Origin of the sequence: Pedobacter alpinus, from assembly GCF_042684645.1 — a bacterium.
Taxonomy (GTDB): domain Bacteria; phylum Bacteroidota; class Bacteroidia; order Sphingobacteriales; family Sphingobacteriaceae; genus Pseudopedobacter; species Pseudopedobacter alpinus.
Genome location: NZ_JBHULV010000050.1, coordinates 1 through 25,864, shown reverse-complemented (window position 1 = coordinate 25,864; position 25,864 = coordinate 1). Strand labels below are relative to the sequence as shown.

Here is a 25,864-nt window from a genome sequence, read left to right as displayed (position 1 = left end):
TTTTGAAAATTAAAAGTAAAATTTGGATAGAAGCTAATAACGGAATTCTTTTAAGTGAGGGCAGGGTGCAATTACTAAAAAAAATTGACGAAACTAGCTCTTTAAATAAAGCATCAAAAGCGTTAAATATCTCTTACCAAAAAGCTTGGCGGTTAATAGACGATGTTAGTAAATCTGCCAAAGAGCCTGTAATTGCAACAAAAATTGGAGGCGCAAAAGGTGGAGGAACTTCTTTAACTCCTTACGGCAAATCACTCATCAATATTTTTGAAACCATAAATAAAGATTGTTGGAATTTTTTGGACGAACAACTAAAGAAACACGCTTTATGATAGTCTCAGATGTTTTAAGCAGCCCTTTACTATTATTGCTTTTGCCAATTGTTGCCTTTCTATACGCTAGTGTTGGGCATGGTGGGGCAAGTGGTTATTTAGCTTTAATGAGCTTATTTGCATTGCCAATTACTTTTATAAAACCCACTGCTTTAATCCTAAATATTTTGGTTTCGGGCATTTCCTTCTATTTTTATTACAGAGAAAAAAACTTTACATGGAAGCTGTTTTATCCGTTTGCAATAACCTCTATTCCTTTTTCTTTTTTAGGAGGATTTTTAACCGTAGATACTAAGCTTTACAAAATAACTTTAGGCACATTATTAATCTTTGCTGTATTTAGATTGCTAGGCTTATTTGGGAAAGAAAAAATAAAATTGAAAGAAATAAACATCCCAATGGCATTATTAATTGGTGCTATTATTGGATTTTTATCGGGCTTAATTGGAATTGGTGGCGGTATAGTTTTAAGTCCGGTTTTACTATTATTAGGCTGGGCAAACATAAAACAAACAGCCGCGGTTTCGGCGTTGTTTATTTTTGTAAATTCTATTTCGGGCATTTTTGGTTTTATTTCAAAAGGTGGCGAACTACCAAGCTCATCAACAGCACTAATTGGAATTGTGTTTATAGGTGGTTTTTTGGGTGCATACTATGGTAGTAAAAAGTTTAATACTTTGGTTTTGCGAAATATTCTTGCTTTGGTTTTGATTATTGCCATTATAAAACTTTATACTATTTAACAGGCTTGAAGCTTTAACAGTTTAATCATTATTAATATCATTTAAATGACCATAACCATAAAATATCTGGGATTGATAGCCGATATCACTCAGAAGAAAGAAGAAGTTTATACTTCAATATCAGCTTTGCTAACAGTTGAAAATTTAGTAAAAAACTTACTACAACAATACAACAATTTAAGCAAAACCTCATTTATAGTTGCTGTTAATACCAGCATAGCAACAAATGATTTAGCATTAAACAATAATGACACCATAGCTTTATTGCCGCCTTTTGCGGGTGGATAATTTTAAAACGTAAAACATGTCATCAGAAAAACCCATTAAAAAGTCTTTCGTACAAGGCCCAATAACTGCCAATTTTATCGGAAATTCAATAGCTAAACACCAAAGCAAAACATCTATTGGTGCTCATAATATTTTTTTAGGTCAGGTGCGGGCCGATGAAATAGACGGAAAAATAGTTACAGCAATAGAATATTCCGCTTATGAAGAAATGGCTGAGCAAAGTTTCCATCAAATTAGAGAAGCTGCTTTTGAAAAATATAATTTAACCTGTTTACATATTTACCACAGTTTAGGATTAGTAAAAGCTGGCGAAATCTGTTTATTCGTTTTTGTATCGGCAACAAAAAGAAAATTGGTTTACGAAGCTTTAGAATATTTGGTTGAAGAGATTAAAGAGAAAGTAGCAATTTTTGGAAAAGAACTATTTGAAGACGATTCCTATCAGTGGAAAACAAATAATTAATCATGGTAGATATTACGCATAAAATCATCACACAACGTACCGCAACTGCACAAGCAATTGTGAAAGTGGGAACGCCAGCTACCATTGAGGCTATAAAAAACAAAACCGTACCTAAAGGCGATGTTTTAGAAGTTGCCAGAACTGCTGGATTATTTGCAGTTAAAAATACATTTAGTGTAATTCCAGATTGTCATCCAATCCCGATTGAGTTTACCGCTATTCAATACGAAATAAAAGAACAAGAAATTGTTATTGAAATTACTGTAAAAACCATTTATAAAACCGGTGTTGAAGTTGAAGCGATGCATGGCGCAAGTATTGTTGCCTTAACCATGTACGATATGCTGAAACCAATTGATAAAAATGTAGAAATAGCTACTGTAAAATTGCTGCATAAAAAGGGAGGAAAATCTGATTTTAATGATGCTAAAAATTTAAACCTTGTTACGGCTGTAATTGTTTGTTCTGATAGTGTTTCGCAAGGGAAAAAGCAAGATAGTGCTGGCAAAGTAATTAGTTCAAAATTGAATATTTTAGGTTTAGACGTTGCTAATTATTTGATTATACCAGATGAAATAATAGAGATTCAAAAAACGATAAAGGATTTATGTAAAAGCAAAACAGACTTGGTTATTTTAACTGGTGGTACGGGTTTGTCTGATAGAGATGTTACACCAGAGGCATTAATTCCGATGCTTGATAGACGAATACCGGGGATAGAAGAATCCATCAGGTCTTACGGACAAAATAGAACACCTTATGCCATGCTATCAAGAAGTGTAGTGGGTTTTATTGGTAGCACTTTAGTGATTGCTTTACCTGGTTCAACAAATGGGGCAAGCGAATCTATGGATGCTATTTTTCCATCTGTATTGCATTTGTTTAAAATACTAAATGGCTTTAACCACGGAAAATAGCATGTTAAAAATTGAAGATTTACATGGCCGAGTGCATGATTATTTACGAATTTCTATCACTGAAACTTGTAATTTGAGATGTACTTATTGTATGCCTGCCGAAGGAATTAATTTAACTCCAAAAGCTCATATTATGACGGCTAATGAAATTGAAGAAATTGCCAAAACATTTGTATCGCTTGGCGTGAAGAAAATACGTTTAACCGGCGGCGAACCTTTGGTAAGAAAAGATGCTAAAGATATTATAGAGCGCTTAGGGAAATTAGGTGTGGAATTGACCTTAACCACAAACGGTTTGCTGGTTCACGAGTATATAGATACTTTTAAAGCGGCAGGCATTAAATCGCTTAATGTTAGTTTAGATACTTTACAAAAAGATAAATACCTGCAAATTACTCGTAGAGATTATTTTCATGCTTTGTGGAAAAACATTGAGCTTTTGTTGCATCATAAATTTATTGTTAAAATAAACGTGGTGCTGATAAAAGGTTTTAACGATTGTGAGATTATAGATTTTATCAATATCACAAAAGAACTAAATATACAAATTAGATTTATAGAATTTATGCCTTTTAATGGTAACCAATGGGATCAATTTAAATTGGTAACTTATGCTGAGATTTTAGAATTATTGAGTCACAGTTTTAAGCCAGAAAATATTCTTCGCATAAAAGATAAACCTAACGATACCGCTAAAAACCATCAGATAAAATCTTTTAAAGGAAGTTTTTCTGTTATCAGCTCAGTTACCAATCCGTTTTGTAGTACTTGTAACAGAATTAGGCTTACCGCCGATGGTAAATTGAAAAACTGCTTATTTTCTAATTCCGAAACTGCTCTTTTAGAAACCTTTAGAAAAGGAGAAAGCATCCTTCCTTTAATCCAAAAAAACATAGCATCTAAATTTCCTGTTAGAGGCGGAATGAAGAGTGATGCAGAGTTTCAAAATCCCGAACTATTTTCAAAGAATAGGAGCATGATAAAAATTGGAGGATAGTATCATCTTATTTTTATCATAGATGAATAAACAAATATTTTTAGGCAAAATTAATGCTTAATTGGGAAACGCTTCAAGATGTTTATAGAGGTAAAAAAGCAAATGGTTCAGAACCTTTCCTTACGATGCTTTAGATAATAACAAAGAGATTTTGATTGTAGCATTCATCGCATTGTTAATATCGTTTTTAATTGATTTTGGCTGGTTATAATACTTACCAAAAGGAAATAGAAGTGCATAAAAAAGAGACTGAATTTTGAGACAGCCTCTTTTTTGGTATTGAAATTTAGAAAAGCTTAAAGCCAACACTTAAATGTAATAGGCTTTGTTTTTGCCCATCATTTTTATTAATGTCTTGCAAACCTGTCTCATACCTTGCGTCTATAGATAAATCTCCAAAATCTATCCCTGCACCAATTTGAGCGTTGGTAATAAAACTTTTGTATTTGTAAAAATCGGGATTAATTGCTTGGTTAAAAGCGGTGTCATCATCGTCCAAATTAAACTGAAAAGAAGGACCTGCCATTATTCTGAAATTAAATTTCTCTGAACCAATTTTAGTACCTAATAAAAGCGGAACATCTAAAACTGTAAATTTTTGTTTTACTTCAACATTATTTCCAGCAGATTGGAATTGAAGATCAGAACCTTTAGTGCCCACATAAAGCTCTGGTTGTAAATAAAATTTATTTCCAAATCGGCTCCAAGCACCAACTTGATAGCCCAAAACGCCACTTTCATCAAACTCATTATTTTGAGCTTTAATGGTGGTATAGTTTAATCCCGCTTTCAATCCTAGATTAAATTGTGCAAAAGTTACCACAGTACTTATCATCACAAAACAAACGGCCAATAATAATTTTTTCATGTTTTTATAATTTTACATTAATAATATTGCCTAAATAAACAAAATATTATGGAAATTATTATTCAATAATATTTAAAAAGGATTAATTTTCTAATTTGGCAGCAATGTGCTATTTTTACGGCAAATAAATATTATGGCAGAAATTACCATTAGCAATCAAAACTGGGACAGGTTAAAAATTAAGCTTAAAAGAAAATACAATCATTTAAGTGATGAGGATTTGGCTTTTGAAGCTGGGCAAGAAGAAAAATTGATTACACATTTACAAGAACGCTTAAAACGTAAAAGAGAATATGTTGTTTTTACGCTAAAAAAGGGCTTGTTAAACATAGAAAATAATAGACTATAATTCATTTTAACTGAATTATTAAAAAAGCATTAAATCTTTTACAGAATTTAATGCTTTTTTTCTTTTAAAGCCATTTCTATTTGATTATTTGGATTGAAAACCCATTAAATAAAATCAAAATTGTACATTTAAGTTTGATTTGTGTTGCTATGAAAATTTTGAAAAACAATATAAAGCTGAAGTTGAGTATTGCATTATTGCTGCTAACTACGCTTAGCTTTTCTTTTAAAGAAGATCTGTTTCAGATATCTAAAAACCTCGATATTTTTGCATCTGTATATAAAGAGCTTAATATTAATTATGTTGACGATGTAAACTCTGCCAAGTTATTGCGCACAGGAATAGATGCAATGCTAGAGAATTTAGATCCTTATACAGAATACGTACCCGAATCGGAAATTGAGGATTATAAAATGAAATATGTAAGTACCCAATATGGTGGTATTGGTGCAGGCGTAATACACAGAGAAGGTAGAGTTTTTATTTCAGACCCATTTGAAGGTTACCCAGCGCAAAAGGCTGATATAAGAGCTGGAGACGAGGTGATAAGCATTGATGACGAAAAGATTTTAAACAAAACGAACGATCAAATTAGCCAACTTTTAAAAGGACCAAAAGAAACACCTTTAAAAATTGTGATTTTAAGAGATGGAACAATGATTGAAAAACGATTGTTTAGAGCAGATATTAGCCAACCAAATGTAAGTTATTCTGGCATGTTGGATAATAATATTGGCTACATTAAACTCGATAGATTTTTAGAAAATTCTGGTCAGGAAGTTAAAGACGCGTTGGTAAATATTCAAAAAAACAACCCACAAGGTTTAATTTTAGATTTAAGGTTTAACGGCGGAGGTATTTTACAAGAAGCAGTGAAAATTGTAAATCTTTTTGTGGGTAGAGATGTGGAAGTTGTGGTGCAAAAAGGAAAAAATCCCGATAAAACCATAAGCTATAAAACTTACACTAGCCCAATTGCAGAAGATATCCCTATTGTAGTTTTAGTAAACGGAAGGTCTGCTTCTGCTTCAGAAATTGTGGCTGGTTCTTTACAAGATTTGGATAGAGCAGTAATTGTTGGGCAGCGTAGTTTTGGTAAAGGCTTGGTACAACAAACATTTAATTTGCCATACAATAGCTTGGTTAAAATTACAGTAGCTAAATATTATACGCCTTCTGGCAGATGTATTCAAACTTTAGACTATGCAAACCGGAATGATGATGGTTCTGTTGAGAAATTACCCGATTCTTTATTAACAGCTTTTAAAACAAAGGGCGGAAGATCTGTATATAATGGAAGTGGTATTTACCCGGATTTTTATATCGATGCTTTAAAATATCATCAAATTACTCAAATTTTAGTAAGCAAATATTACATTTTTGATTATGCAACAACGTTTGTTAAAAAACATCAAAGCATTGCACCAGCAAAAGATTTTGCCTTAAGCGATGCTGATTATGATGAGTTTATTAATTATTTGTCTGATAAAGACTATAACTACCAAACGGCCACCGAAAAAACTTTAGCCGATTTAAAGTTTGATGCCGAGAACGAGAAGAAATGGGATCAAATAAAAGCAGATTACGAAACTCTTAAAAGTAAAATTTATACCTCTAAAAAAAGCGAGATAATAGCAAATAAGGCAGAAATTAAGAAAATTTTAGAAAGTGAAATTGTACAAAGATATTATTTTGAAAAGGGTAGAACTTTACAGGCATTTAAGTATGATAATGAGCTTAAAAAAGCAACAGATTTGTTAAAAGACAAACCATTAATGGTAAATGTTTTAAAAGGAACTGGAGAGTATAAAACTATAGGAAAGCCTAAGTTGGTGAGTGCGCAGGTGGAATAGTTAATGGAAATAGCTCACTAAATATCTTAAATTAAAAAACTCGAAGTTTTAGCTTCGAGTTTTTTTAGTTTCTACCCCCTCATCATCCCAATATGTTTCCCGTCCCAGTCCGGAAATAAAACACTGTCTTTATTTATTCCTAAATGTTTATCGGCAACTTCACTAAATACGCTTCTAAAATCTGTAGTAACAGCTAAATCTCTGCCATCTTCTAAATTTTCTTTTGCCAGTTCGGCCATGCTTCCATGTACTTTTCCTCCAAAAACATCATTCCCTAAAATAAAATTACATGATGCCCTTCCGTGGTCAGTTCCGCCAGTGCCATTTTGTTTTACTGTACGTCCAAACTCGGTCATGGTCATTATGGTAACATCATCTTGTAACGTACCCATATCTGCCCAAAAAGCCATCATACTTTCGCTTAAATCATTTACATTTCTGGCAAAGATGCCAGTGCTTGTACCTTGGTTAAAATGGGTGTCCCAACCACCAGATTCTGCAAAAGCTACTTCTAAACCCATATCCATTTTAATTAATTGGGCAATTTGCTTTAGTGCGTTGCCTAAAGACGAGTTTGGATATTGTGCATTGTTTGCTGGTTTGTAGTTTTTAGTATCAATTTTGTTGAGCATTTTCATTGCCTCAAAACTTTCTTTACCAGTATCTTTTAACAAGCCTTGTGCAGTTTGATCGTACAAATCCTCAAAACTTTTTGCTGCCATGTTAGCACCACTGGCGTTGCCTTTCATTTGTATGGCAAAATCTTGCAAATTATTAATAGCTAATGATGGGTTTTCGCCATAAAATGAACGTGGTAAAGAAGAAGTTAAACTAACGGCCTGAAAAGGTGTGGCAGCTTCATGGCCTAATAAACCAACTGCTCTGTTTAACCAACCGCTATCTGTTCCTTTTCTAAAAGGAGTACCGGCTTCCATGTAATCTTGTGCGTCAAAATGCGAACGGGTAGTGTTTGGAGAACCAATACCATGTACAATTCCCAATCTTCCTTCCTTAAAAACAGATTCGAAACCCGCCATTGAAGGATGTAAACCAAACCTTCCGTCCAAATCTATTAAAGATTTACCAGTAGCGTTTTTTGCTGCCGACATAAATAAAGTTGGTCTGGCGGCTTTTAGATGTTGGTCTGTAAAGGGAGTAACTGCCATTAAACCATCCATTGCACCACGCTGAAAAATGCAAACCAAAGTTTTTCTTCTTTTAAATAAGCCAGGTGCTTTAATTTGATTAGCCGCTTGCGCAACAAATGAAGGTAAACCACCTAAACCAATCCCAAATAAAGCTAAACCACCTGCTTTTAAAAATCCTCTTCTTGATGTCATAACAAATATTTTTTAATAGATAATTACCTTTTTTGAAACTCTGGTGCGCCAATAATTACACCTACAACTTGTGCAAGCATGGTATTATTTGCCATGTTATTTTGCTTATTTTTTTGAACAGTTTGTGGTTTTTTTACTGCTCCAACAGCCATCATCGTATCTTCATCTTCTGTATTAGCCATACTGGTAGCGGGCTTATTTTTATTTGCCGCTTGCTCAACCTTGTTTAACAAATTTGGGTCGTTTAAAAACGGAGTTAAGCGTTCTACCGTTTTTGTTAAATCTCTTTCGGGTAAAATTATTTTGCTATATGTTTTTAATGCTGCCTCGCTACTTTCTGGTTCGTGGTTATCATTTAATTTTGATAAGTTGATTCTTACACCGGGTATTTTTTGTGAGGCTAGTGCTAAACCAAAATTCATTCGGTTTAACAAGGCTCCAGTATTTATCCAATATTGGCCTTTATCTGGGAAGCCAGTTGGAGCTTGGTAATAATATATTTTTTGCCCCATTTTGTTTATCCAAGAATATAATTGATAGGGTTGAACAACATCTGCATCTAAAGCTCTAACTGCACTTATAGCCAGTTCAAAGGGCGATTTTGTTTTTTCTCCCAATGCCTCTTTATTCCAAAACTCTGGTGATGCAGTCATGGTTTTTAAAACAGCTTTTATATCTCCGTTTGTATCAGAAAATGTTTTAGCCATTTTATTAATAAGGCTTTGTGCGGGGTTATCGTTAACAAACTTTGTAGCTAATTTTTTAGAAATAAATTTAGCTGTTGATGGATGTTGGGCTAACATATTTAACAAATCAACCCCTTCTTGGTAGCCTAAACTGCCATCAAATTTTTTACCTAAAACCACTTTGTCCCCGGTGTCATGTCTATTAATAGCGAATAAAAAATCTCCATCATGTACAAAACCACGCTTTACTAAATTACCTTCTCCTATTTTATCAATCATTTTCTTTAAGGCTGCGCCACCGCCATAATCATCAAACGGATAAATTGTCCATCCTGTTAAAACACGGGCAGCTTGGGTAACATCATCTTGTGTGTAACCACCATCAACACCTAATGTATGTAATTCCATTACTTCGCGGGCGTAATTTTCATTTAACCCTTGGTTCTTTTTATTGGCTTTAATTTTTTGGATTGCTGCTTTAGCTTTCTCAGATTTAGCATTCATACCCATCATTTCCATTATTGCGCCATCGCTTTGGTTATTGCTAGCACTGCTAAAATTATCAAGGTAAAAAAGCATTGCTGGCGATTTTGCTGATGCCAATAACATGGTTTTAAATTTCCCCAAAACATTTGGTCTTATCACATCTCGCTCATAAGCCGGAATATACATGGCACACTCATTTTTAGTAAGCGATACATTAAAATGATTAAACCAAAAATCTGTGAGTACTTCTTGTAATTGGTTATTGCTATAAGTTGCTCTCAGTATTTTTTGACTTATAAATTGTCTGAAAAGTTCTTGTTGCGGCCTTAATCCTTTCGTTTCCATATAAGAAAGTATTTTGTCACGGTATTCTTTTTTATTATCCCCAACCTTCACAGAATCTTTATCAATAAAACCATCTTTAATGGCCATACGTAACACTTTAGCACCTTGAGGAAAGGTCTCACTAACTTCCAAATTGCTTAAATTTATTGCGTCGTAACTTTTTAGTTTACTACTGAGTTCTTCATCAGCGATTTTAGCATTCAATTGATTGTTAAACCAATTATCTAAGCCCATCTTTAGAATTTCATCAATTTCATTAGGCTTAGCGCCGTAAGTAAACCTGCTTAGCAAATGCAGTGCTGCATGCTTTTCAGTTAATCCAGCTTTTTGGTAAGCTTTTGTAATATCGTTGTCTTTTGCTAAAAAAGAACTTAAGAAAAAAATTATTCCAATAGCACAAAACGGAACATAAAAATATTTGATTACTGCTTTCATTTTTTGGAAGTTTATACTACTATGACTGATACTTAAGCCTAAAGGATTAATGAGGTACGTATATTTTTTGATTCAAAATATATTTTAATAAAAAAGCCCAGATCACAAAGTGAGCTGAGCTTTATAGTTAACAACTAAACTTGTTAATTTATTTTAACATTTTCCATTTTTATTTCTGATAATAAGCTTAGTTTATCTTGTTCAAAAAGTATGTGATAATCTTTAAGTGGGCGTTTATCATTTCCTTTGTTTTCTAAATTATAGTAATTCTGTAAGTAAATATTACCAACTTTTACCAAACCATTAATTGCTCTAAATCTATTTCCACCAGCGCTGTATGCAAAATAATCCATACTGCTATCTTTTGTATCAAACCAAAAATAGTAAACATCATTATGGTGGCTACCGCCATCTTCTTTTTTAAATGAAACTTCTATTTGGCTATATTCTGTACCTTTAACTTGTACTGTTCTTAAAAAAGTAGCTTCAACAGCATCATCTTGTAATTTAAGGGGTAAAAAAGCAAAATAAACTACAGAGTTTAAAGATTCGGCATATTTTAAAGAATCTTTTGCGCTTAAAGGAGTTACTAAACCATTTAATTCTCTCACAAAACCATGGTTGCTTAGCTGGTCTTTTATTACTCCTAAACTATCTTTGTAAGTACTTTCATAAAAGAAATCGTCATCATCAATCTTAATTTCAAAATGTTTTTCTCTAAAATCAAACGAAACGGTTTTTCCGTCTAACTTATCCATACCATAAAAAGCAACAGATTTTTTAATGATTTTATCTGCATTGGGCTCAAAAGAACAGGCACTTAATAATAAGCTGATGGCAATAATAAGGAGTTGTTTTTTTTGCATTCGCTAATTTATGAAATGATTTTTAATACAGATGTTAATTTATGTAAAGAGCTTATTTTGAAATTTTCGCTTATTAATACTAACAAAAATTCCAGTTTCAATTTATATTTATGAAGTAATTTTTTCATCGCTAAAGCTGTAAGCAGTTTTACTTTAGTAAATTGCTATCATCTTTTAAAAGAATATTTGCTCAAACATGAAATTAAAAATCAGTCTGCTTTTACTTTTTATTCCTTTTATATTAAAAGCACAAACATCGCCTCAACTAAATTCATCAGAAATTTTATTAGCTATAAAAAAATTGGGTGTAACCGCCAATGTATTGTATGTTGCCGCTCATCCTGATGATGAAAACACTCGTTTATTGGCTTATTTAGCTAAAGAAAAACAATATAAAACAGGTTATTTAGCTTTAACCAGAGGCGATGGAGGACAAAATTTAATAGGTAATGAACAAGCCGAGGATTTGGGTTTGATAAGAACACAAGAACTTTTAGCTGCCCGCCGTAATGATGGCGCAATGCAGTTTTTTACCCGAGCAAATGATTTTGGCTACTCTAAAACTGCAGATGAAACTCTTAAAATTTGGAACAAAGATTCTATTTTGGCAGATGTAGTTTACATCATCAGAAAGTTTAAACCCGATGTAATTATTACCCGTTTCCCGCCAGATGAAAGAGCCGGACATGGGCACCATGCTGCTTCATCTATTTTAGCACAAGAAGCTTTTAGTGCTGCAGCAAATCCAAAAATGGTTCCAGAACAGTTAAAAGAAGTAGAAGTATGGCAAGCCAAACGTATATTATGGAACAACTATAATTTTGGAGGTAATGATAATACAGCAGAAACACAACTCAAAATTGATGTAGGTGTTTACAATAATTTATTAGGAAGAAGTTACGGAGAAATAGCAGCCGAAAGCAGATCTATGCACAAAAGCCAAGGTTTTGGAAGTTCAAAACAGAGAGGTGCAAACACAGAATATTTTAGTGCTTGGCAAGGTAATTTGCCAAAAAACGAGTTGATGGAAGGCATTAGCAGTAATTGGACAAAAATAAAAGGGGCCGAAGGTATTGATGCAGCTATAGAAAACATAGCAACAAACTTTAAGCAACAAGAACCTAGCAAAAGTATTCCAGCATTGTTATCCTTATATCAAAATATTAAAAAGTTAAGCCCTTCTGCTTTAACTGCTAGTAAAACCGAAGAAATTGAAAACATAATTTTGGCTTGCAGTGGTACTTGGTTTGAAGCTTACGCTGATAATGCCTTTAATGCAGTAAATACGGAGTATAAAATTCGCGTTGATATGATATCGCAAATGGAAGGTGTTGCTATAAAAATTAAAGATTTTGACAAAAGCGTAAACCTTAGTCCAAATAAATTAAGCACTATAAATGGAGTAAAAATTACTTCAAAAAACAGTCAGCCTTATTGGTTACAAAAAGATCATGAAATTGGCAGGTATCCTATAGCCAGTCAAAATCTTTTAAATTTCCCCGATGGAAGGGCCGCAGATTACATCAATTTTGAGGTAAACATTAACGGCGTAGGTTTAAATTTTGAACGACCAATAGTTTATAAATACACAGACCAAGTGCGTGGAGAAATCTATCAGCCTTTAGCCATTGCACCACCTGTTACAGTAAATATTAATACAAAAGCATTTGTTTTTAATAATGATAAACCGAAAACTATCAGTATCAAACTAAAAGCTTTTAAAGCAAATGCAAAAGGGAATTTAAGTGTTTCTATACCAAAAGGATGGAAAATTACTCCAGAAATGGTGGCGTTTAATCTTAAAAATAAAGATGAAGAACAAACAATAGTTTTTAGTTTGGGAGCCAATAAAGATGCTGTTAATGGAGTTTTAAAAGCAAATGTTTTGATGGATGGAAAAACTTTTAATGAGGGTATAAGAACAATTGATTATGAACATATACCAACAATTACCTATTTTCCAAAGGCGGAAGCAAAGCTGGTTAAGCTTGATTTAAAAAGCACTGTTAAAAATATTGGTTATATAGTTGGTGCAGGAGATTTAGTCCCAGAATCTTTAAAAGAAATTGGTTTAAACGTTACTTTACTATCAGAAAATGATTTAATTAATGGAAACTTAAACCAGTATGATGCAATTATTGCAGGTGTAAGAGCTTATAATGTAAACGAGAGATTGAAGTTTGTGCAAGACAAACTTTTAAGATATGTTGAAGATGGCGGAGTATATTTGGTGCAGTATAATGTAAATCGTTCTTTAGTGGTAAACAATATTGGCCCTTTTCCATTTACTATAAGTAGGGATAGAGTTACAGAAGAGGATGCGAAAATTACGTTCGCAAATCCGCAAAGTACAGCACTCAATTACCCCAATAAAATTAGCGCTGCTGATTTTGATGATTGGATACAGGAAAGAGGTATTTACTTTGCATCTGATGCAGCTAAAGAGTACGAAAAACCTTTATTAATGAAGGATACTGACGAAAGAGAAACAGATGGAGCTTTGTTAATTGCCAATTACGGTAAGGGTAAATTTGTTTATACAGGATTGGTTTTTTTTAGAGAGTTACCTGCTGGAGTGCCTGGTGCATACAGGTTATTAATGAATTTGCTTGCCGCTAGCCCTACAAGTAAGCAATAATTTTTTTATAAATTTGAATACTATTAAAATATAAACAAGATGAAAGAAATAAGCGTATCGGAATTAAAACAATGGAAAGAAGAAGGTAAAAAGTTTCAATTAATTGATGTACGTGAGCCTTTTGAATATGAAATGTCTAACATAGAAGGTGAAAATATTCCTTTAGCCGGTGTGGTAATAGAAGCAGAAAAAATTGCTAAAGATATTCCAGTAGTAATGCAATGCAGAAGCGGAGCAAGAAGTGCTAATGCGTGTATGCAGTTAGAAAACAATTTTGGCTATAATAATTTATACAATTTAAAGGGCGGTATTTTAGCTTGGGCAGCCGAGTTTGATAGCGATATGCAGGTTTACTAATGGTAAAGCACATCGTTTTTAGTACCATATTGAACGTACTCATTATAGCATCTGTAGCTATTGGGTACTGGGGCTTTAATTTGGGTAACCTATTTATTCCTATATTATGCGCAGCGGCTTTTGGTTTAAGTGTATTTTATAAATGGAAACATTTAAAAGTTGTAAGAGAAGAAATGAAGCTTAAAGCTGAGCAAAACTTGAAAGCTAAAGGTAACAAGAAAAAATAAACTATAAATTATGATATTAATTGTTTTAGGCGTTTTTGCACTTTTAATAGGGACTGTTTTATCTAAGCAGCCGCAGCCACAAACCAGCGGTTTAGGAAAAATATTTTATGTGGTTGGGCCTTTATTATTAATTGCTGGTGTTCTTACTTCCTGTTTTAAAACAGTAGAACCAGGGCAAGTTGGCGTAAAAACTCTTTTCGGAAAAGTTAATGATGATGTGCTTTACAGCGGATTAAATTTTATTAATCCATTAGTAAAAATTACAGATTTTGATGTAAGAACTCAAAATTACACCATGTCTGGTTCAAACGAAGAAGGTACAATTAAAGGTGATGATGCCATTAGAATTTTAACAGCCGATGGTTTGGAGGTGGTGATAGATTTATCTGTTTTATTTAATGTTAAAAGCGCCGAAGCACCAAATATCTTAAAAGAGATTGGTACAGATTATTTAGATAAAATTGTACGCCCAGTTGCCCGTACTGCCATTAGAGATAATGCGGTATCTTATGATGCTGTTGCTTTATATTCCACAAAAAGAGATGAATTTCAAAACAAAATATTTAAAACAATTGAAACTAGCTTTGCGTCAAGTGGTTTACAATTGCAACAATTATTAATCAGAAATATTACGCTTCCGGCATCTGTTAGAGCGAGTATTGAGTCTAAAATTAATGCCGAACAGGATGCGCAAAAAATGACATTTGTACTTCAAAAGGAGAAACAAGAAGCTGAGCGTAAAAGAGTTGAAGCACAAGGTATTGCAGATTATCAAAAAATATTATCTACAGGTTTATCTGATAGGCAATTACAATACGAAAGTATAAAAGCACAACAAGCTATTGCTACATCGGCAAATGCAAAAGTAATTATAATGGGAAGTGGTAAAAACCCAGTAATTATTGGTGGTAATTAATTTTTATGAGTGATATTAATCCGTGGACTACTCTAAGTAGTGAAAAAATTTACGATAATCCTTGGATTAGTTTAACAGAACACCAAGTGCTTAACCCATCTGGTGGTAAAGGCATTTATGGCGAAGTGCATTTTAAAAATTACGCCATTGGTATTATTGCCATTGATACTGACGACTATATTTTTATGGTGGGACAATATCGATTTCCTTTAAAACAATACAGTTGGGAAATACCAGAGGGCGGCGGACCTTTAAATGAACACCCTTTAGCTTCTGCCAAAAGGGAGTTATTAGAAGAAACTGGTTTGGTTGCCAAAAACTGGCAAGAAGTACTAAAAATGCACCTTTCAAATTCGGTAAGTGATGAGTTGGGTATTTTATATTTAGCTTCAGATTTTGAACAATTTGCCTCACAACCCGAAGAAACAGAACAATTGGAAGTAAAAAAAATGCCTTTTGAGGCTGTTTATCAAATGATTATTAATGGAGAAATAACAGACTCTTTAACAGTTGCTGGTATATTAAGGGTAAAATTATTAAGAGCAGGTTTTTAAGATTTATATTTGCAAAATGAGACGTTTTTTTGGATTTATACTTAGCCCCTTTCATCACATCGCTTTCTTTTCTTTTTTAATCATTTTTCAGCCTATACAATGGTTAAGTTTAAAATTGGGTGGATATAAAGCACACAAAAAATCAGTTGATGTAATGAACTTTTTTTTGGTGGGAACTTTTTACGTTTTAGGATGTACCGTTAAGTTTACCAACCATCAAAATTTGCCCACCAATAGACCAATCATTTTTGTTGCTAATCACCAAAGCATGTATGATATTCCTCCACTAATTTGGTTTCTAAGGAAATATCACGCTAAGTTCATTTCAAAAATTGAGTTAACAAAAAATATCCCATCCATATCTTTTAACCTAAAATATGGCGGTGGTGCAAACATAGACCGTTCTGATAGAAAGCAATCTTTAACAGAGATTATAAAATTAGGGCAAAGAATGTATGATAATAACTGGTCGGCGGTTATATTTCCAGAAGGTACTCGTTCTAAAAACGGAATGATGAAAGATTTTCAAATAGGCGGTGTTGCCACTTTATTAAAAAAAGCACCAAACGCTCTTATTGTTCCTATAGCTATAGAAAACTCTTGGAAAGTGGTAAAAAAAGGTTTGTTTTGGTTACACGCTTTTGTGCCAATTAAATTTACAGTTTTAGCTCCAATTGAGCCAGCCGGAAAGGACATTGAAAGTGTATTAAAAGAAGCGCAAACAGCTGTTCAGGCGATAGTGGAAAACTAAAAATAGCGAGATTTTAATGAAATCTCGCTATTTTTAATGTTAAAATTATTTTAATACCTAAACATTCTTATCATCTATCATTTTAAAAAAATTATCTCGGTGGGTATCACCAATAGGGATTATTTTATCGCCAATAACAATACGGCTACGTTCTATGCTTTCAATTTTATCTAAAGCTATAATGTACGATTTATGAACCCTTACGAACTGATGATTTGGCAATGCTTCATCAATTTTTTTCATGCTTTGTAAAGTGATAATACGTTCTGTTTTAGTGTAGATAGATATATAATCTTTTAACCCTTCAATAAATAAAATATCATCCAAATATATTTTTTGGATTTTATATTCCGTTTTAACAAAAATAAAGGTGTTGGTGAAATTGTTAACAGGCACTTCTGCTATTAAAGGCTCTGGCTGTTTTGGAATATTACAAAGCAAATCTTGCGCTTTTTGTGCTGCTTTGTAGAATCTATCAAAAGCAATGGGTTTTAATAAATAGTCAACTACATTGTGTTCAAAACCTTCAATTGCATATTCTGGGTAAGCGGTAGTTAAAATAACTTTGCATTTACTGTTAGCAATTTTTAAAAACTGTATACCAGTAAGTTCGGGCATTTGCACATCTAAAAAAACAAGGTCTATTATTCCTTCTTGCACAACACTTAGTGCTTCAATAGGATTTTGAAAGCTTTTATATAGGGTTAAAAAAGGAATTTTAGAAATATAATCTTCAATAATATCTAAAGCCAAAGGTTCGTCGTCAACAACTAAACAATTAATCATGTTATAAATTTAGGTATAATTCAGAATAATATTCGTGTTCTCTGTTTTCTACAGTCAATTTATAATTATCTGGGTAGGTAAGTTCCAATCTTCTCTGAACATTTGCCATTCCAATTCCACCGGTTTGGTCTTTATTTAAAGTATTCTTTTTATTTTTTATAGTAAACAACAAATTACTTTCAAAAACGGCAATATTAATATAAATAGGGTTGTTTTCATCGGTTGCTAAACCATGTTTAAAAGCATTTTCTACAAAAGAAATCAAAATTAAAGGTACAATATTAAGTTCAGAAATATTTCCTTCTACCTCTAAAATAACATAAGCTTTGCCTTTAAAACGTAATTTTTGTAGTTCAATAAAGCTATTTAAGTAAACAATCTCTTTTTCTAAAGAAACTCTATTATCATTACTTTCATAAAGCATATAGCGCATAATTTCCGATAGTTTTAAGATGGCATCTGGCGTAGCGTCTGATTTTTGGTAAGCTAAAGAATAGATGTTGTTTAAAGAGTTAAACAAAAAATGCGGGTTTATCTGCGATTTTAAAAATGCCAATTCGGCTGTTAAACTTTGTTTTTCTAAATCAGATTTTTCTCTCTCGTTAAAAAACCAATCTACGGTAAATTTATAAACAGTACTTAAAAAAATGAAAAAGCCGTTGATCATAAAGCTGGAGAAAATCACCTTCTCGGGCTCACTAAAAAACATTTCTTTTTCTTTGGCAATCATTTTTAAACCACTTAGCTTATACATGTAAAATGTAAATCCGTACCTAATGGCCAAAAAGAAAATGATGATGGCAAAACAGCCCAGCATCCACATAAAAAACTTGCGCTTATCTAACGTTAGCGGAATAAGTAAATAAAGGTTACTGTAAAAAATGGAAATATTAATGATGGATAAGCTTATAAAAAGCACATAAATACCTTTACTTGCTTCAAAACCGGCTGTAGCTACAAAAGTAAATAAGGTAATGAGGAAAACCCACACCATAAAATGGAGCATAAATTTTTTTAGCCTTGTCATAATGTTTTAAAAATAGGCAAAGAATTTATAAAGAAGGCATGTTTAGACCAACTGGTAATTTTTATCTACCAACTGGCTTTTGGCAAATCATCGTCATAAAAAGGAGTTCATCTTTAAATAAATGCAATTGGTCTAATACATTTTAGCAGCCAAATTATTAGTTGAATATTTGATCATCAAACAAAAATAAGATGAAAAAATTAACTACTTCAGTATCGCCTTTTTTAATGATGATTATTCCTGTATTGTTTATTGTAGGTTTATCTTTTACTATACCAGCAGATAAATTTATAAGTGAAGAAGGTTTAACCACTACAACTATTACTAAAAATGCTACACAGGTAATTGTTAAGGGCGGGCAAAAATCTTTTGTGAAATTCTTATTAAAGAAATAATACCTCAGTAATAAACTGGTCTGGTTTTAGAAGGCTTTTTGTTTTAAGCTTATATGACCAGATTAGAAAACAAATTACAGAAAATAGGTAGCGATGCTAAAATAACAGCAAAAGCTGTAGGCTTACGTTACACAGAAGACCGCAAAAAAGGTTATTACAGAAAAAAAGCCGGAAAAGGATTTAGCTATGCTGATTACGAAGGCCAGCCTGTAAAAGACCCAGAACTTTTAGAAAGGTTTAAAAAACTGGTAATTCCGCCAGCTTACGATAACGTGTGGATAGCTCCTTATCCAAACAATCACCTACAATTTACCGGTTTTGATGTTAAAGGTAGAAAGCAATACCGTTACCATGCCGAATGGAATAACATACGCAACCAAGCTAAATTTTACAAGCTAAGAGAGTTTGCTAAATGTCTCCCAAAAATTAGAACAGAGATTGAAAAAGATTTAAAATTACAAGGATTGCCTTTTAGAAAAGTGGTGGCTTTGGTTGTGAAACTAATTGAACTTACCCATATACGTATTGGTAACCAAAGTTACAGTAAACTATACGGCTCTTTTGGTTTAAGCACATTAAAGGACAGGCATGTAAAATTTGATAAAGCAAAAGTTAAATTTTCTTTTAAAGGGAAAAAAGGTGTTTACCACGATATTGAATTGCAAAGTAAACAACTAGCTAATTTGGTGAAAAAATGTAGAGACATACCAGGGAAAGAGCTTTTTCAATATTACGATGAAGATGGTAAGCACTATTCTATTGATAGCGGAGATGTAAACAGCTACTTAAAAGAAATAAGCGGAGAAGACTTTACAGCAAAAGATTTTAGAACTTGGGCTGGTAGCGTACATGCTTTATGTGCTTTTAAAGAATTAGATAATTTTGAAAGTCAGCAAGACACTAAAAAGCAAATAGTAGATGTAATAGACCATGTAGCCAGTAAATTGGGAAATACAAGAACGGTATGTAAAAAGTATTATGTGCATCCATCGGTAATTAATTGTTACCAAAATGGGGCTTTAGTTAAATATAAAGTAAAAGACAACCCTAAACATAGCTTAACTAATGAAGAGCGCTTATTGGTTAAGATTTTGGAGAATGAAAAAATAACGAATGTGTTGTAAATAAAAAGGAGTTTCAAGCAAATGAAACTCCTTTTATTTTAAAGTTGATTTGGAGTTTGTTTGAGTGAAACTGGTTTAGTTTTCTTTTTCATTTTTAGATTCAAATACTCTACCAAAACAGAGAACGCCATTGCAAAATAAATATAACCTTTAGGGATATGTTGTTCAAATCCTTCTGCTAAAAGCGAAACCCCAATTAATAATAAAAAAGATAATGCCAGTATTTTAACAGTAGGATGGTCATTTACAAAGCTTGAAATAGAAGATGCAGAGAACATCATTACAATTACAGCAACTATAACCGCGGTTACCATTACCCAAATTTCATCGGCCATGCCAACTGCTGTAATTACAGAATCTAAAGAGAAAACAACATCTAAAATTAGTATTTGAAAAATTACGCTACCAAAAGAATGAACTTTTTTAACTGTACTATCCTCCCCCTCGCCTTCTAATTTATTATGAATTTCGGTAGTACTTTTGTAAATTAAAAATAAACCACCAATTAGCAGTATTAAATCCCGCCCACTTATTGCCAGTTTTTCTAATAAAGCTTCGCTTTGGATTCCAACCCAGTTACCTGCATTAAAAATTGGAGCAGTTAAAGTCATTATCCAACTTAAAGATAGTAACAGTAAAACTCTGGTTATCATTGCTAAAGCCAAACCTAAATTACGGGCTTTGGCTTGTTGCTCTTGCGGTAATTTACCCGATAAAATGGAGATAAATACAATATTATCTATACCTAAAACAATCTCTAAGACTGTTAATGTTAATAAGGAAATCCAAATTTCCGGGTTACTTAACCATTCCATACGTTAAAAATTTTTTTAGAAAATAGCAAAAGGGATACCAATTATTTATTTAAAAATTAGTTTAGTTGCACCATAGCCAAATTTCTCTTTTTGTGCATCCATAAATGTTTTTACTTGCGGGTGTTTACTCACCACTTTATGGATGTGATGTTGCAATATACCATTGCCTGCACCATGTATAAAAACAATACTTTCAAAATTATGAACCAATGCAGCTTCTAAATTTTTGTTAAAAAAATTGAGTTGAATATCTAAAATTTCATTTTTGTTCAGAAACAGATGGTCGTCTCTTAATTTTTCTATGTGTAAATCAATTTCTTTAGCGGGTTTGCCAATAATTGGTTTTTCAGGTTCTGATGGTTTAAAAAAACTTTCTTTAATTTTTTGAGCATCCAAAATTAATTCGGGTTCGTCTATTCTAAAAAGCCAACCGTTTAATTTTATTAAATTGATGTTTTGCTTGCTGCCTGCAAAATCTTTTGATTTAAACTTAATGTTATATTCTAATGGTTTTACCAATGGTTTGTTTAGTGGCGTATAATATAAAACCTGTACGTTAAAACTTGGCCATAAATCTAATTCGGCTAAAGATGCCGAGTGTAATTTTACAGATTTACCACTTCCTAACTCTCCAAAAAACTCTCCTTTATAATTGTCTTTTAATAAGGTTTTTAAGCTTAAACTTAATTGATAAGACGTTTCATTTATGGCATAAAAATGTACAATAGAACCTTTGTTTGCATCAGTAACTGCGGCTATAAAAATGCCTTTTTCTACAAAAGTTGTTGGCACTAGGTTTTCTTGCGTTGTACTGTCTTTTGTAGTTGGGTTTGTAGCATGCCCGTGAACTCGGGTAATATTTGTAATCATCACCGGTATTTCAAAATCATCATCACCGGTTACACCCACCATATCATCAGCAATTATTTTAGTAATAAAGCCTTCTCTTTTCTCGTCAATAAAGCGTACAAATTCTCCTAATTGGTATTTCATATTGCTAATTTAATTAAATTTTAGGATTGATTATGGGTTCAAAATTTTGGGACAAATACATCGTATAAAATAACGAAGAGTTTACTGTTTTTTAAATGCTAAATAGTTTTTGCCAAACTTTGATGCTTTTTACAGATTTTCTGAGCGAATATTTGAATAATTTTTTGTTTTTCGTAGAACAAAAAATCCTGTAAATGTTTAATTTAAAGGATTTTCTTGTTAATAATGTTTTCTTAGCGGAATGGACGGGACTCGAACTTTTACGCTATATCTTTCTAAACCAGTATTTTATGATTAGGAAATTGATGCTCACCAAATGCTCGCCTTTTTTCTGCAACTAATTGTCTGTGATTGATAATTAAACCAAGCATACTATATGAATAAACAAAATCTTTTATTTTTGAAATCGTCCCGATAGGGTATAATTACAGCATGTGGAATCAATATAATCCCGATAGGGTATAATTAAATAATTTACTTTATATTTGTACCCGAAAGGGTATAGATATGTTGTCAGAATATTTAAAGAGCAAAAGAAAAGCTTTAAATCTCACTCAAGAGGATCTCGCTTTAAAAGCTGGGGTTGGTCTAAGAGTTGTCCGTGAGATGGAACAAGGAAAGCCGACATTAAGGATGGATAAAGTCAATCAAGTTTTATTGTTGTTTGGCGCAGAACTAGGAGTGGTATCAAAAGTAAAAGAAGATGAGTAAGAAAGGTTTAGTTTATTTTCAAGACATGTTGGCTGGTGTACTTTCGGAAACAGACGAGGGCTACCAATTTAGTTATCAGGTTGATTACTTGGAGAATAAGAATGCTCGACCTGTTAGCTTAACACTTCCATTTTCTTCACAGAAATATGAGAGCAAAGTTCTTTTCGCTTTTTTTGATGGTTTAATACCTGAGGGTTGGTTATTGGATTTGGCAACAACACATTGGAAGGTCAAAAGCAATGACCGGTTTGAACTGTTGCTTTTGACATGCAGGGATACAATTGGGTCGGTGACAGTTATTCCTGAAAAAGACTAATTATGGCAAATTGTTGGTTTTGCTATCAGGATGCTGGGACATCCTCCTATCATGAAAAATGTTCAAAGCGTTTTTTTGGTACTACCAAAGTACCTGAACTAGAATTGAACAGTAAGCTATTGAAATCGTTAGCTGACCAGACAATCAACGAAAGGATTACCGTTACCGGAGTTCAGCCTAAACTCTCTGTTACACTGGAAAAGAAGAAAGAACAGAACCGGTTGACTATAGTAGGCCTTTGGGGAGAATATATTCTTAAACCCCAACATCCTGACTTTCAGGAAATGCCGCAATCAGAAGATTTGACCATGCATTTGGCGAGCGTATTTAAAATGCCGGTTTGTGATCACACTTTAATTGAAGCATCAGACGGCAGTTTGGTTTATCTGGCCAAGCGCTTTGACAGGGTGAATGGAAAGAAGGTCCACATGGAAGACTTCTGTCAACTATCTGAATTTTTAACAGAAAATAAATATAAAGGATCCTATGAAAAAATAGGCAAGCTCATCCTGAAATACTGCACTCAAACAGGTTTTGATGCTTTGACCTATTTTGAGCTGGTATTGTTTTCTTTTTTAACAGGGAACAATGATATGCACTTAAAGAATTTTTCTGTCCTACATACAGATCAAGGAGTAAATCTAAGTCCTGCCTATGACTTGCTGAATGTGAACCTTATTAATGCACAAGATGATGAAGAACTGGCTCTGACACTAAATGGCAAAAAGAAAAGGATTCATCTATCTGATTTCGATGTGTTGGCTAAAAGTTTGAACATACCCGAGACCGCCTTAAGGAACATATATAAAAAATTTTCCTCTAACAATAAACAAGTTGAAGAAATGATCGAGTTATCATTCTTAAGCGCTGAGAAAAAAGAATTATATCTAGAGATTTGGAATAAAAAGCAACAAATTTTTAATTAACGAGTCAATTTTCGCCATATACTTAGTGCCTTGATGTCAATAAACGAGCTAAAGGAAAAACTTGAAGAACAAAAAATTCAGCTGGTATGTAGGACAAATGTCGAAGGGATTATCTATGGTTTAACGTATATCGACCATCAAAATAAATACGTGTTCAACGGCAATAAGTTGGGTAAGGCGTACAGTGCAAAAGCTATTCAAGAAACTTTTGAGATGGATACAAAATAAAGTTTTAAGGCGACTAAAAATACCACTTTAAAACCCTATCATAACTCGAACAATGAGAGCTTCCTACCATCAAATAATTTTCAAAGTACTTTTCTAGAAGTATTGTTACAGGCTGAAAACTGTTATGACGCTCTGCCCTACCAATTAAAGAAATCACGCAAAAGAGACGAAGAAAACACCACACACATTATAAAATTTAAAATCAACCACTATGCAAACAGGATAAAGTGAACAGGCTTTACGGAAAATAGCAGACATGAGTCACTTGATTGCAATCACTTTATTAATGATTCATTTCTACTTTTACTGCTATGGAGTTTTTGTGAGCTGGGGACTGATAGTATTATTCACAGATAAACTGATATTGCACATCAGCAATACTGGATTGTTCGCTAAATTCAATTATTCAAAATATTGGGCTGTCTTGTTTTTGCTGATTTCTTTGATGGGAGTGAAAGGAAAGAAAGATAATAAACTATCGTTTAAGCGTTGAAAAGCAGATTGCAATTTTATTATCAGACTTGATGAGAGTATGGAGTAGATCATGAATTTAAAAGGAAACTTAAGTATAAGTTTAGGCATAAACATTATTAAGAGAGAAATACACAACATAAAAACTATTAGTTTCACAAAGCAACAAAATAGAATTTAACTAAGTAAACAGACTGAAATTTAAAATTGCATTTTCAACTCATTTATTTCCCGGAATGCTTCAATCGTCTCAAATTAAAGAATGACAAACGAATTTGTTATCTTTACAATAATCATTAAGGAGTTAAAAACTAACCAATGAAGGAACGTAAAATGCAAATTGTCGCCAATAAAGTGAAAATGGAAGACGAAGATTTTTTGGATGTTCAGTTTTGGTTGGAGCAACCAGCATCAGCAAGGATAGCTGAAGTGACTAGGCTGAGGAATGAGTATTATAGTTGGCTTCTAGGAGAATTCCCATGCCAAATTGAGAAAACGGTATTGAGGAGGAAAATATGATTTTCGAGCAGGATTTTGTAGATTTTGTGCAGTTGTTGAATGACCATGGTGTTAAATATATGATTGTTGGTGCTCATGCTCTTTCCTTTTACGGAAGACCAAGACACACTGGTGATTTGGATATCTGGATAAAACCTGACGAAGAGAACGCTTTAAAAATGGTCAAAGTGATCAACGACTTCGGATTTGGAGCCCTCGGATTAGTGGAGCAGGATTTTCTACAGGAAAATTACGTGACCCAACTCGGTTACCCACCCTTACGTATTGATATTCTCAATTCAATATCAGGAGTAGATTTTGACCAAGCTTATTTAGAAAAACTGGAAACTGAGGTAGATGATTTAAAGATAGCGTTCATCAGTGCGAATGATTTTATCAAAAACAAGCAAGCTACAGGCAGGGCAAAAGATCTAGGAGACATTGAAAGTTTAAAAAAGGCAGAAAAGAAATTTGTAAAGAAGAAACCAAGGATTTAGGTGGTCTTTGATTGTAAATCCTTATTTAAAGCTTGTAATATAATTTGCATAAAAAGCCTCCTGAGATATGTTCAGGAGGTTAAATATGATTTTATGTAATACTTAATTTACCTCTCAAAACCTCCATATCATCACTAATTTTATGATCTAGAACTTTAGCATAAATCTGCGTTGTCTTAATGCTCGAATGCCTCATCATCTTTGCCACCGTCTCTATAGAAACTCCGTTATTAAGCGTCACAGTTGTAGCAAAAGTATGCCTTGCAATATGGAATGTCAAAAGCTCATCAATCCCACATACCTCAGCAATTTCTTTTAAATAAGCATTCATCTTCTGGTTGCTGATTACTGGAAGCAATAAATCATCAGCAATACATTGCGGATGGTGTTCGTATTTTTGAATAATCGACAAGGCAGTTGGAAGCAATGGTATTCTAGATAGGCTATCTGTTTTTTGTCTATAAGTATGTATCCATAATTTTCCATCGATGCCTTTTTCTATTTCAGAACGCTTCAATTTTTTGGCATCTACGTATGCAAGACCGGTATAACAACTAAATAAAAATATATCCCTCACCTGATTTAATCTTTCAATTGAAAACATATCTGTCCGAACAATTTCCGATTTCGTAAAACGGAATTATTAACTAATTGATTTACAGTTAT

General features: G+C 33.0%; 29 protein-coding genes and 1 pseudogene. 21 read left to right on the top strand and 9 right to left on the bottom strand.

Translation table 11 applies throughout. The features are described 5' to 3' along the window. The first annotated feature begins 2 nt into the window (after nucleotides 1-2). Genes ACFSSE_RS14620 through moaA form a run of 6 tightly spaced genes read left to right on the top strand, consistent with a single transcriptional unit; the run spans nucleotide 3 to nucleotide 3,740 of the window. Nucleotides 3-332 carry a winged helix-turn-helix domain-containing protein gene (locus tag ACFSSE_RS14620; protein ID WP_379047935.1) on the top strand — a complete coding sequence of 110 codons (330 nt, stop codon included), beginning with the start codon at nucleotides 3-5 and terminating at the stop codon, nucleotides 330-332. Next, nucleotides 329-1,075: a sulfite exporter TauE/SafE family protein gene (locus ACFSSE_RS14615; protein WP_379047933.1), complete on the top strand. Its 747-nt coding sequence runs from the start codon at nucleotides 329-331 to the stop codon at nucleotides 1,073-1,075. The genes ACFSSE_RS14620 and ACFSSE_RS14615 overlap by 4 nt, the downstream gene beginning before the upstream one ends. A 45-nt stretch (nucleotides 1,076-1,120) precedes the next feature. Then, nucleotides 1,121-1,363 (top strand): MoaD/ThiS family protein, encoded by a 243-nt coding sequence (locus ACFSSE_RS14610; protein WP_379047930.1) that lies wholly within the window; start codon nucleotides 1,121-1,123, stop codon nucleotides 1,361-1,363. A 16-nt stretch (nucleotides 1,364-1,379) separates the two neighbouring features. Beyond that, nucleotides 1,380-1,826, top strand: a complete 447-nt coding sequence (locus tag ACFSSE_RS14605) for a molybdenum cofactor biosynthesis protein MoaE (protein ID WP_379047927.1) — start codon at nucleotides 1,380-1,382, stop codon at nucleotides 1,824-1,826. Nucleotides 1,827-1,828: 2 nt separating this feature from the next. Next, nucleotides 1,829-2,743, top strand: a complete 915-nt coding sequence (gene moaCB, locus ACFSSE_RS14600) for a bifunctional molybdenum cofactor biosynthesis protein MoaC/MoaB (protein ID WP_379047924.1) — start codon at nucleotides 1,829-1,831, stop codon at nucleotides 2,741-2,743. After that, on the top strand, nucleotides 2,721-3,740 hold the full coding sequence (gene moaA / locus ACFSSE_RS14595) for a GTP 3',8-cyclase MoaA (protein ID WP_379047921.1): 1,020 nt from the start codon (nucleotides 2,721-2,723) through the stop codon (nucleotides 3,738-3,740). Before moaCB ends, moaA begins: the two co-directional genes overlap by 23 nt. 286 nt (nucleotides 3,741-4,026) lie before the next feature. Here the strand turns inward: moaA and ACFSSE_RS14590 are convergent, their stop codons facing one another. Next, the gene (locus tag ACFSSE_RS14590; protein ID WP_379047918.1) at nucleotides 4,027-4,608 is read right to left on the bottom strand and encodes a porin family protein; all 582 of its coding nucleotides are present in this window, start codon (nucleotides 4,606-4,608) and stop codon (nucleotides 4,027-4,029) included. Nucleotides 4,609-4,741: 133 nt separating this feature from the next. On the opposite strand from ACFSSE_RS14590, the gene ACFSSE_RS14585 reads away from it, so the two are divergent. Together ACFSSE_RS14585 and ACFSSE_RS14580 are read left to right on the top strand one after the other, a co-directional pair. Next, nucleotides 4,742-4,957, top strand: a complete 216-nt coding sequence (locus tag ACFSSE_RS14585; protein WP_379047915.1) for a hypothetical protein — start codon at nucleotides 4,742-4,744, stop codon at nucleotides 4,955-4,957. Between the two features lie 149 nt (nucleotides 4,958-5,106). Next, nucleotides 5,107-6,810 carry a S41 family peptidase gene (locus ACFSSE_RS14580; RefSeq protein ID WP_379047912.1) on the top strand — a complete coding sequence of 568 codons (1,704 nt, stop codon included), beginning with the start codon at nucleotides 5,107-5,109 and terminating at the stop codon, nucleotides 6,808-6,810. Between the two features lie 71 nt (nucleotides 6,811-6,881). Here the strand turns inward: ACFSSE_RS14580 and ACFSSE_RS14575 are convergent, their stop codons facing one another. The 3 genes from ACFSSE_RS14575 to ACFSSE_RS14565 form a co-directional block, all read right to left on the bottom strand. Further along, nucleotides 6,882-8,150 carry a DUF1501 domain-containing protein gene (locus ACFSSE_RS14575; RefSeq protein WP_379047909.1) on the bottom strand — a complete coding sequence of 423 codons (1,269 nt, stop codon included), beginning with the start codon at nucleotides 8,148-8,150 and terminating at the stop codon, nucleotides 6,882-6,884. A gap of 23 nt (nucleotides 8,151-8,173) precedes the next feature. Next, nucleotides 8,174-10,102, bottom strand: a complete 1,929-nt coding sequence (locus tag ACFSSE_RS14570; protein WP_379047906.1) for a DUF1800 domain-containing protein — start codon at nucleotides 10,100-10,102, stop codon at nucleotides 8,174-8,176. 143 nt (nucleotides 10,103-10,245) lie between these two features. Next, a complete protein-coding gene (locus ACFSSE_RS14565; protein ID WP_379047903.1) occupies nucleotides 10,246-10,968 on the bottom strand; it encodes a DUF6503 family protein in 723 nt (240 codons plus the stop codon). A 196-nt stretch (nucleotides 10,969-11,164) separates the two neighbouring features. Here ACFSSE_RS14565 and ACFSSE_RS14560 point away from each other — a divergent pair, with 196 nt between their 5' ends. From ACFSSE_RS14560 to ACFSSE_RS14535, 6 genes are read left to right on the top strand one after another with little or no spacing between them, the layout of a single operon-like run. Next, nucleotides 11,165-13,606 carry a PIG-L family deacetylase gene (locus tag ACFSSE_RS14560; protein ID WP_379047900.1) on the top strand — a complete coding sequence of 814 codons (2,442 nt, stop codon included), beginning with the start codon at nucleotides 11,165-11,167 and terminating at the stop codon, nucleotides 13,604-13,606. A gap of 39 nt (nucleotides 13,607-13,645) precedes the next feature. Further along, nucleotides 13,646-13,963, top strand: a complete 318-nt coding sequence (locus ACFSSE_RS14555; protein ID WP_379047897.1) for a rhodanese-like domain-containing protein — start codon at nucleotides 13,646-13,648, stop codon at nucleotides 13,961-13,963. Next, a complete protein-coding gene (locus ACFSSE_RS14550; protein WP_379047894.1) occupies nucleotides 13,963-14,190 on the top strand; it encodes a DUF6358 family protein in 228 nt (75 codons plus the stop codon). Before ACFSSE_RS14555 ends, ACFSSE_RS14550 begins: the two co-directional genes overlap by 1 nt. A 10-nt stretch (nucleotides 14,191-14,200) precedes the next feature. Beyond that, complete coding sequence (locus ACFSSE_RS14545) at nucleotides 14,201-15,106, top strand: prohibitin family protein (protein ID WP_379047891.1); 906 nt, start codon at nucleotides 14,201-14,203, stop codon at nucleotides 15,104-15,106. Nucleotides 15,107-15,111: 5 nt separating this feature from the next. After that, nucleotides 15,112-15,660 (top strand): NUDIX domain-containing protein, encoded by a 549-nt coding sequence (locus ACFSSE_RS14540; RefSeq protein WP_379047888.1) that lies wholly within the window; start codon nucleotides 15,112-15,114, stop codon nucleotides 15,658-15,660. A 16-nt stretch (nucleotides 15,661-15,676) separates the two neighbouring features. Beyond that, nucleotides 15,677-16,411 carry a lysophospholipid acyltransferase family protein gene (locus ACFSSE_RS14535; RefSeq protein ID WP_379047885.1) on the top strand — a complete coding sequence of 245 codons (735 nt, stop codon included), beginning with the start codon at nucleotides 15,677-15,679 and terminating at the stop codon, nucleotides 16,409-16,411. A 57-nt stretch (nucleotides 16,412-16,468) separates the two neighbouring features. Here ACFSSE_RS14535 and ACFSSE_RS14530 read toward each other — a convergent pair whose 3' ends face one another. Together ACFSSE_RS14530 and ACFSSE_RS14525 are read right to left on the bottom strand one after the other, a co-directional pair. Continuing rightward, nucleotides 16,469-17,197, bottom strand: a complete 729-nt coding sequence (locus ACFSSE_RS14530) for a LytR/AlgR family response regulator transcription factor (protein WP_379047882.1) — start codon at nucleotides 17,195-17,197, stop codon at nucleotides 16,469-16,471. A gap of 1 nt (nucleotide 17,198) precedes the next feature. After that, nucleotides 17,199-18,224, bottom strand: coding sequence for a sensor histidine kinase (locus ACFSSE_RS14525; RefSeq protein WP_379047879.1), 1,026 nt, complete (start codon nucleotides 18,222-18,224; stop codon nucleotides 17,199-17,201). Between the two features lie 191 nt (nucleotides 18,225-18,415). Here ACFSSE_RS14525 and ACFSSE_RS14520 point away from each other — a divergent pair, with 191 nt between their 5' ends. Both ACFSSE_RS14520 and ACFSSE_RS14515 read left to right on the top strand, forming a co-directional pair. Continuing rightward, the gene (locus tag ACFSSE_RS14520) at nucleotides 18,416-18,619 is read left to right on the top strand and encodes a hypothetical protein (protein ID WP_379047876.1); all 204 of its coding nucleotides are present in this window, start codon (nucleotides 18,416-18,418) and stop codon (nucleotides 18,617-18,619) included. Between the two features lie 53 nt (nucleotides 18,620-18,672). Continuing rightward, entirely contained in the window at nucleotides 18,673-19,743 is a 1,071-nt protein-coding gene (locus tag ACFSSE_RS14515; protein WP_379047873.1) for a DNA topoisomerase IB, read from the top strand. Nucleotides 19,744-19,781: 38 nt separating this feature from the next. Here the strand turns inward: ACFSSE_RS14515 and ACFSSE_RS14510 are convergent, their stop codons facing one another. Together ACFSSE_RS14510 and ACFSSE_RS14505 are read right to left on the bottom strand one after the other, a co-directional pair. Continuing rightward, nucleotides 19,782-20,558 carry a TerC family protein gene (locus ACFSSE_RS14510; protein WP_379047870.1) on the bottom strand — a complete coding sequence of 259 codons (777 nt, stop codon included), beginning with the start codon at nucleotides 20,556-20,558 and terminating at the stop codon, nucleotides 19,782-19,784. Nucleotides 20,559-20,603: 45 nt separating this feature from the next. Beyond that, nucleotides 20,604-21,551: a Smr/MutS family protein gene (locus tag ACFSSE_RS14505; protein WP_379047868.1), complete on the bottom strand. Its 948-nt coding sequence runs from the start codon at nucleotides 21,549-21,551 to the stop codon at nucleotides 20,604-20,606. A gap of 507 nt (nucleotides 21,552-22,058) precedes the next feature. Between ACFSSE_RS14505 and ACFSSE_RS14500 the strand changes: the two genes are divergently transcribed. The 5 genes and pseudogenes from ACFSSE_RS14500 (at nucleotide 22,059) to ACFSSE_RS14480 (ending at nucleotide 25,198) form a co-directional block, all read left to right on the top strand. Next, entirely contained in the window at nucleotides 22,059-22,262 is a 204-nt protein-coding gene (locus ACFSSE_RS14500) for a helix-turn-helix transcriptional regulator (RefSeq protein WP_379047866.1), read from the top strand. Further along, nucleotides 22,255-22,578 (top strand): HipA N-terminal domain-containing protein, encoded by a 324-nt coding sequence (locus ACFSSE_RS14495; protein ID WP_379047863.1) that lies wholly within the window; start codon nucleotides 22,255-22,257, stop codon nucleotides 22,576-22,578. The genes ACFSSE_RS14500 and ACFSSE_RS14495 overlap by 8 nt, the downstream gene beginning before the upstream one ends. 2 nt (nucleotides 22,579-22,580) lie before the next feature. Beyond that, nucleotides 22,581-23,504: a HipA domain-containing protein gene (locus ACFSSE_RS14490; protein WP_379047860.1), complete on the top strand. Its 924-nt coding sequence runs from the start codon at nucleotides 22,581-22,583 to the stop codon at nucleotides 23,502-23,504. Nucleotides 23,505-23,973: 469 nt separating this feature from the next. Next, nucleotides 23,974-24,225 (top strand): annotated as a pseudogene (locus ACFSSE_RS14485) (YWFCY domain-containing protein); the annotation flags it as partial. Between the two features lie 493 nt (nucleotides 24,226-24,718). Continuing rightward, the gene (locus ACFSSE_RS14480) at nucleotides 24,719-25,198 is read left to right on the top strand and encodes a nucleotidyltransferase (RefSeq protein WP_379047857.1); all 480 of its coding nucleotides are present in this window, start codon (nucleotides 24,719-24,721) and stop codon (nucleotides 25,196-25,198) included. Nucleotides 25,199-25,289: 91 nt separating this feature from the next. Here ACFSSE_RS14480 and ACFSSE_RS14475 read toward each other — a convergent pair whose 3' ends face one another. Beyond that, nucleotides 25,290-25,802, bottom strand: coding sequence for a site-specific integrase (locus ACFSSE_RS14475; RefSeq protein ID WP_379047854.1), 513 nt, complete (start codon nucleotides 25,800-25,802; stop codon nucleotides 25,290-25,292). Nucleotides 25,803-25,864: the final 62 nt, after the last annotated feature.

Excerpts from the sequence above, each read along its gene's own strand:
- ACFSSE_RS14535 (WP_379047885.1), top strand. The coding sequence starts at position 15,677 with ATGAGACGTTTTTTTGGATTTATACTTAGCCCCTTTCATCACATCGCT.
- ACFSSE_RS14585 (WP_379047915.1), top strand. The coding sequence starts at position 4,742 with ATGGCAGAAATTACCATTAGCAATCAAAACTGGGACAGGTTAAAAATT.
- ACFSSE_RS14580 (WP_379047912.1), top strand. The coding sequence starts at position 5,107 with ATGAAAATTTTGAAAAACAATATAAAGCTGAAGTTGAGTATTGCATTA.
- ACFSSE_RS14505 (WP_379047868.1), bottom strand. The coding sequence starts at position 21,551 with ATGAAATACCAATTAGGAGAATTTGTACGCTTTATTGACGAGAAAAGA.
- ACFSSE_RS14480 (WP_379047857.1), top strand. The coding sequence starts at position 24,719 with ATGATTTTCGAGCAGGATTTTGTAGATTTTGTGCAGTTGTTGAATGAC.
- ACFSSE_RS14490 (WP_379047860.1), top strand. The coding sequence starts at position 22,581 with ATGGCAAATTGTTGGTTTTGCTATCAGGATGCTGGGACATCCTCCTAT.
- ACFSSE_RS14515 (WP_379047873.1), top strand. The coding sequence starts at position 18,673 with ATGACCAGATTAGAAAACAAATTACAGAAAATAGGTAGCGATGCTAAA.
- ACFSSE_RS14570 (WP_379047906.1), bottom strand. The coding sequence starts at position 10,102 with ATGAAAGCAGTAATCAAATATTTTTATGTTCCGTTTTGTGCTATTGGA.
- ACFSSE_RS14555 (WP_379047897.1), top strand. The coding sequence starts at position 13,646 with ATGAAAGAAATAAGCGTATCGGAATTAAAACAATGGAAAGAAGAAGGT.
- ACFSSE_RS14500 (WP_379047866.1), top strand. The coding sequence starts at position 22,059 with ATGTTGTCAGAATATTTAAAGAGCAAAAGAAAAGCTTTAAATCTCACT.
- ACFSSE_RS14525 (WP_379047879.1), bottom strand. The coding sequence starts at position 18,224 with ATGACAAGGCTAAAAAAATTTATGCTCCATTTTATGGTGTGGGTTTTC.
- ACFSSE_RS14530 (WP_379047882.1), bottom strand. The coding sequence starts at position 17,197 with ATGATTAATTGTTTAGTTGTTGACGACGAACCTTTGGCTTTAGATATT.
- ACFSSE_RS14605 (WP_379047927.1), top strand. The coding sequence starts at position 1,380 with ATGTCATCAGAAAAACCCATTAAAAAGTCTTTCGTACAAGGCCCAATA.
- moaCB (WP_379047924.1), top strand. The coding sequence starts at position 1,829 with ATGGTAGATATTACGCATAAAATCATCACACAACGTACCGCAACTGCA.
- ACFSSE_RS14590 (WP_379047918.1), bottom strand. The coding sequence starts at position 4,608 with ATGAAAAAATTATTATTGGCCGTTTGTTTTGTGATGATAAGTACTGTG.
- ACFSSE_RS14495 (WP_379047863.1), top strand. The coding sequence starts at position 22,255 with ATGAGTAAGAAAGGTTTAGTTTATTTTCAAGACATGTTGGCTGGTGTA.
- ACFSSE_RS14560 (WP_379047900.1), top strand. The coding sequence starts at position 11,165 with ATGAAATTAAAAATCAGTCTGCTTTTACTTTTTATTCCTTTTATATTA.
- ACFSSE_RS14540 (WP_379047888.1), top strand. The coding sequence starts at position 15,112 with ATGAGTGATATTAATCCGTGGACTACTCTAAGTAGTGAAAAAATTTAC.
- ACFSSE_RS14615 (WP_379047933.1), top strand. The coding sequence starts at position 329 with ATGATAGTCTCAGATGTTTTAAGCAGCCCTTTACTATTATTGCTTTTG.
- ACFSSE_RS14575 (WP_379047909.1), bottom strand. The coding sequence starts at position 8,150 with ATGACATCAAGAAGAGGATTTTTAAAAGCAGGTGGTTTAGCTTTATTT.
- moaA (WP_379047921.1), top strand. The coding sequence starts at position 2,721 with ATGGCTTTAACCACGGAAAATAGCATGTTAAAAATTGAAGATTTACAT.
- ACFSSE_RS14550 (WP_379047894.1), top strand. The coding sequence starts at position 13,963 with ATGGTAAAGCACATCGTTTTTAGTACCATATTGAACGTACTCATTATA.
- ACFSSE_RS14610 (WP_379047930.1), top strand. The coding sequence starts at position 1,121 with ATGACCATAACCATAAAATATCTGGGATTGATAGCCGATATCACTCAG.
- ACFSSE_RS14545 (WP_379047891.1), top strand. The coding sequence starts at position 14,201 with ATGATATTAATTGTTTTAGGCGTTTTTGCACTTTTAATAGGGACTGTT.
- ACFSSE_RS14510 (WP_379047870.1), bottom strand. The coding sequence starts at position 20,558 with ATGGAATGGTTAAGTAACCCGGAAATTTGGATTTCCTTATTAACATTA.
- ACFSSE_RS14565 (WP_379047903.1), bottom strand. The coding sequence starts at position 10,968 with ATGCAAAAAAAACAACTCCTTATTATTGCCATCAGCTTATTATTAAGT.
- ACFSSE_RS14475 (WP_379047854.1), bottom strand. The coding sequence starts at position 25,802 with ATGTTTTCAATTGAAAGATTAAATCAGGTGAGGGATATATTTTTATTT.
- ACFSSE_RS14520 (WP_379047876.1), top strand. The coding sequence starts at position 18,416 with ATGAAAAAATTAACTACTTCAGTATCGCCTTTTTTAATGATGATTATT.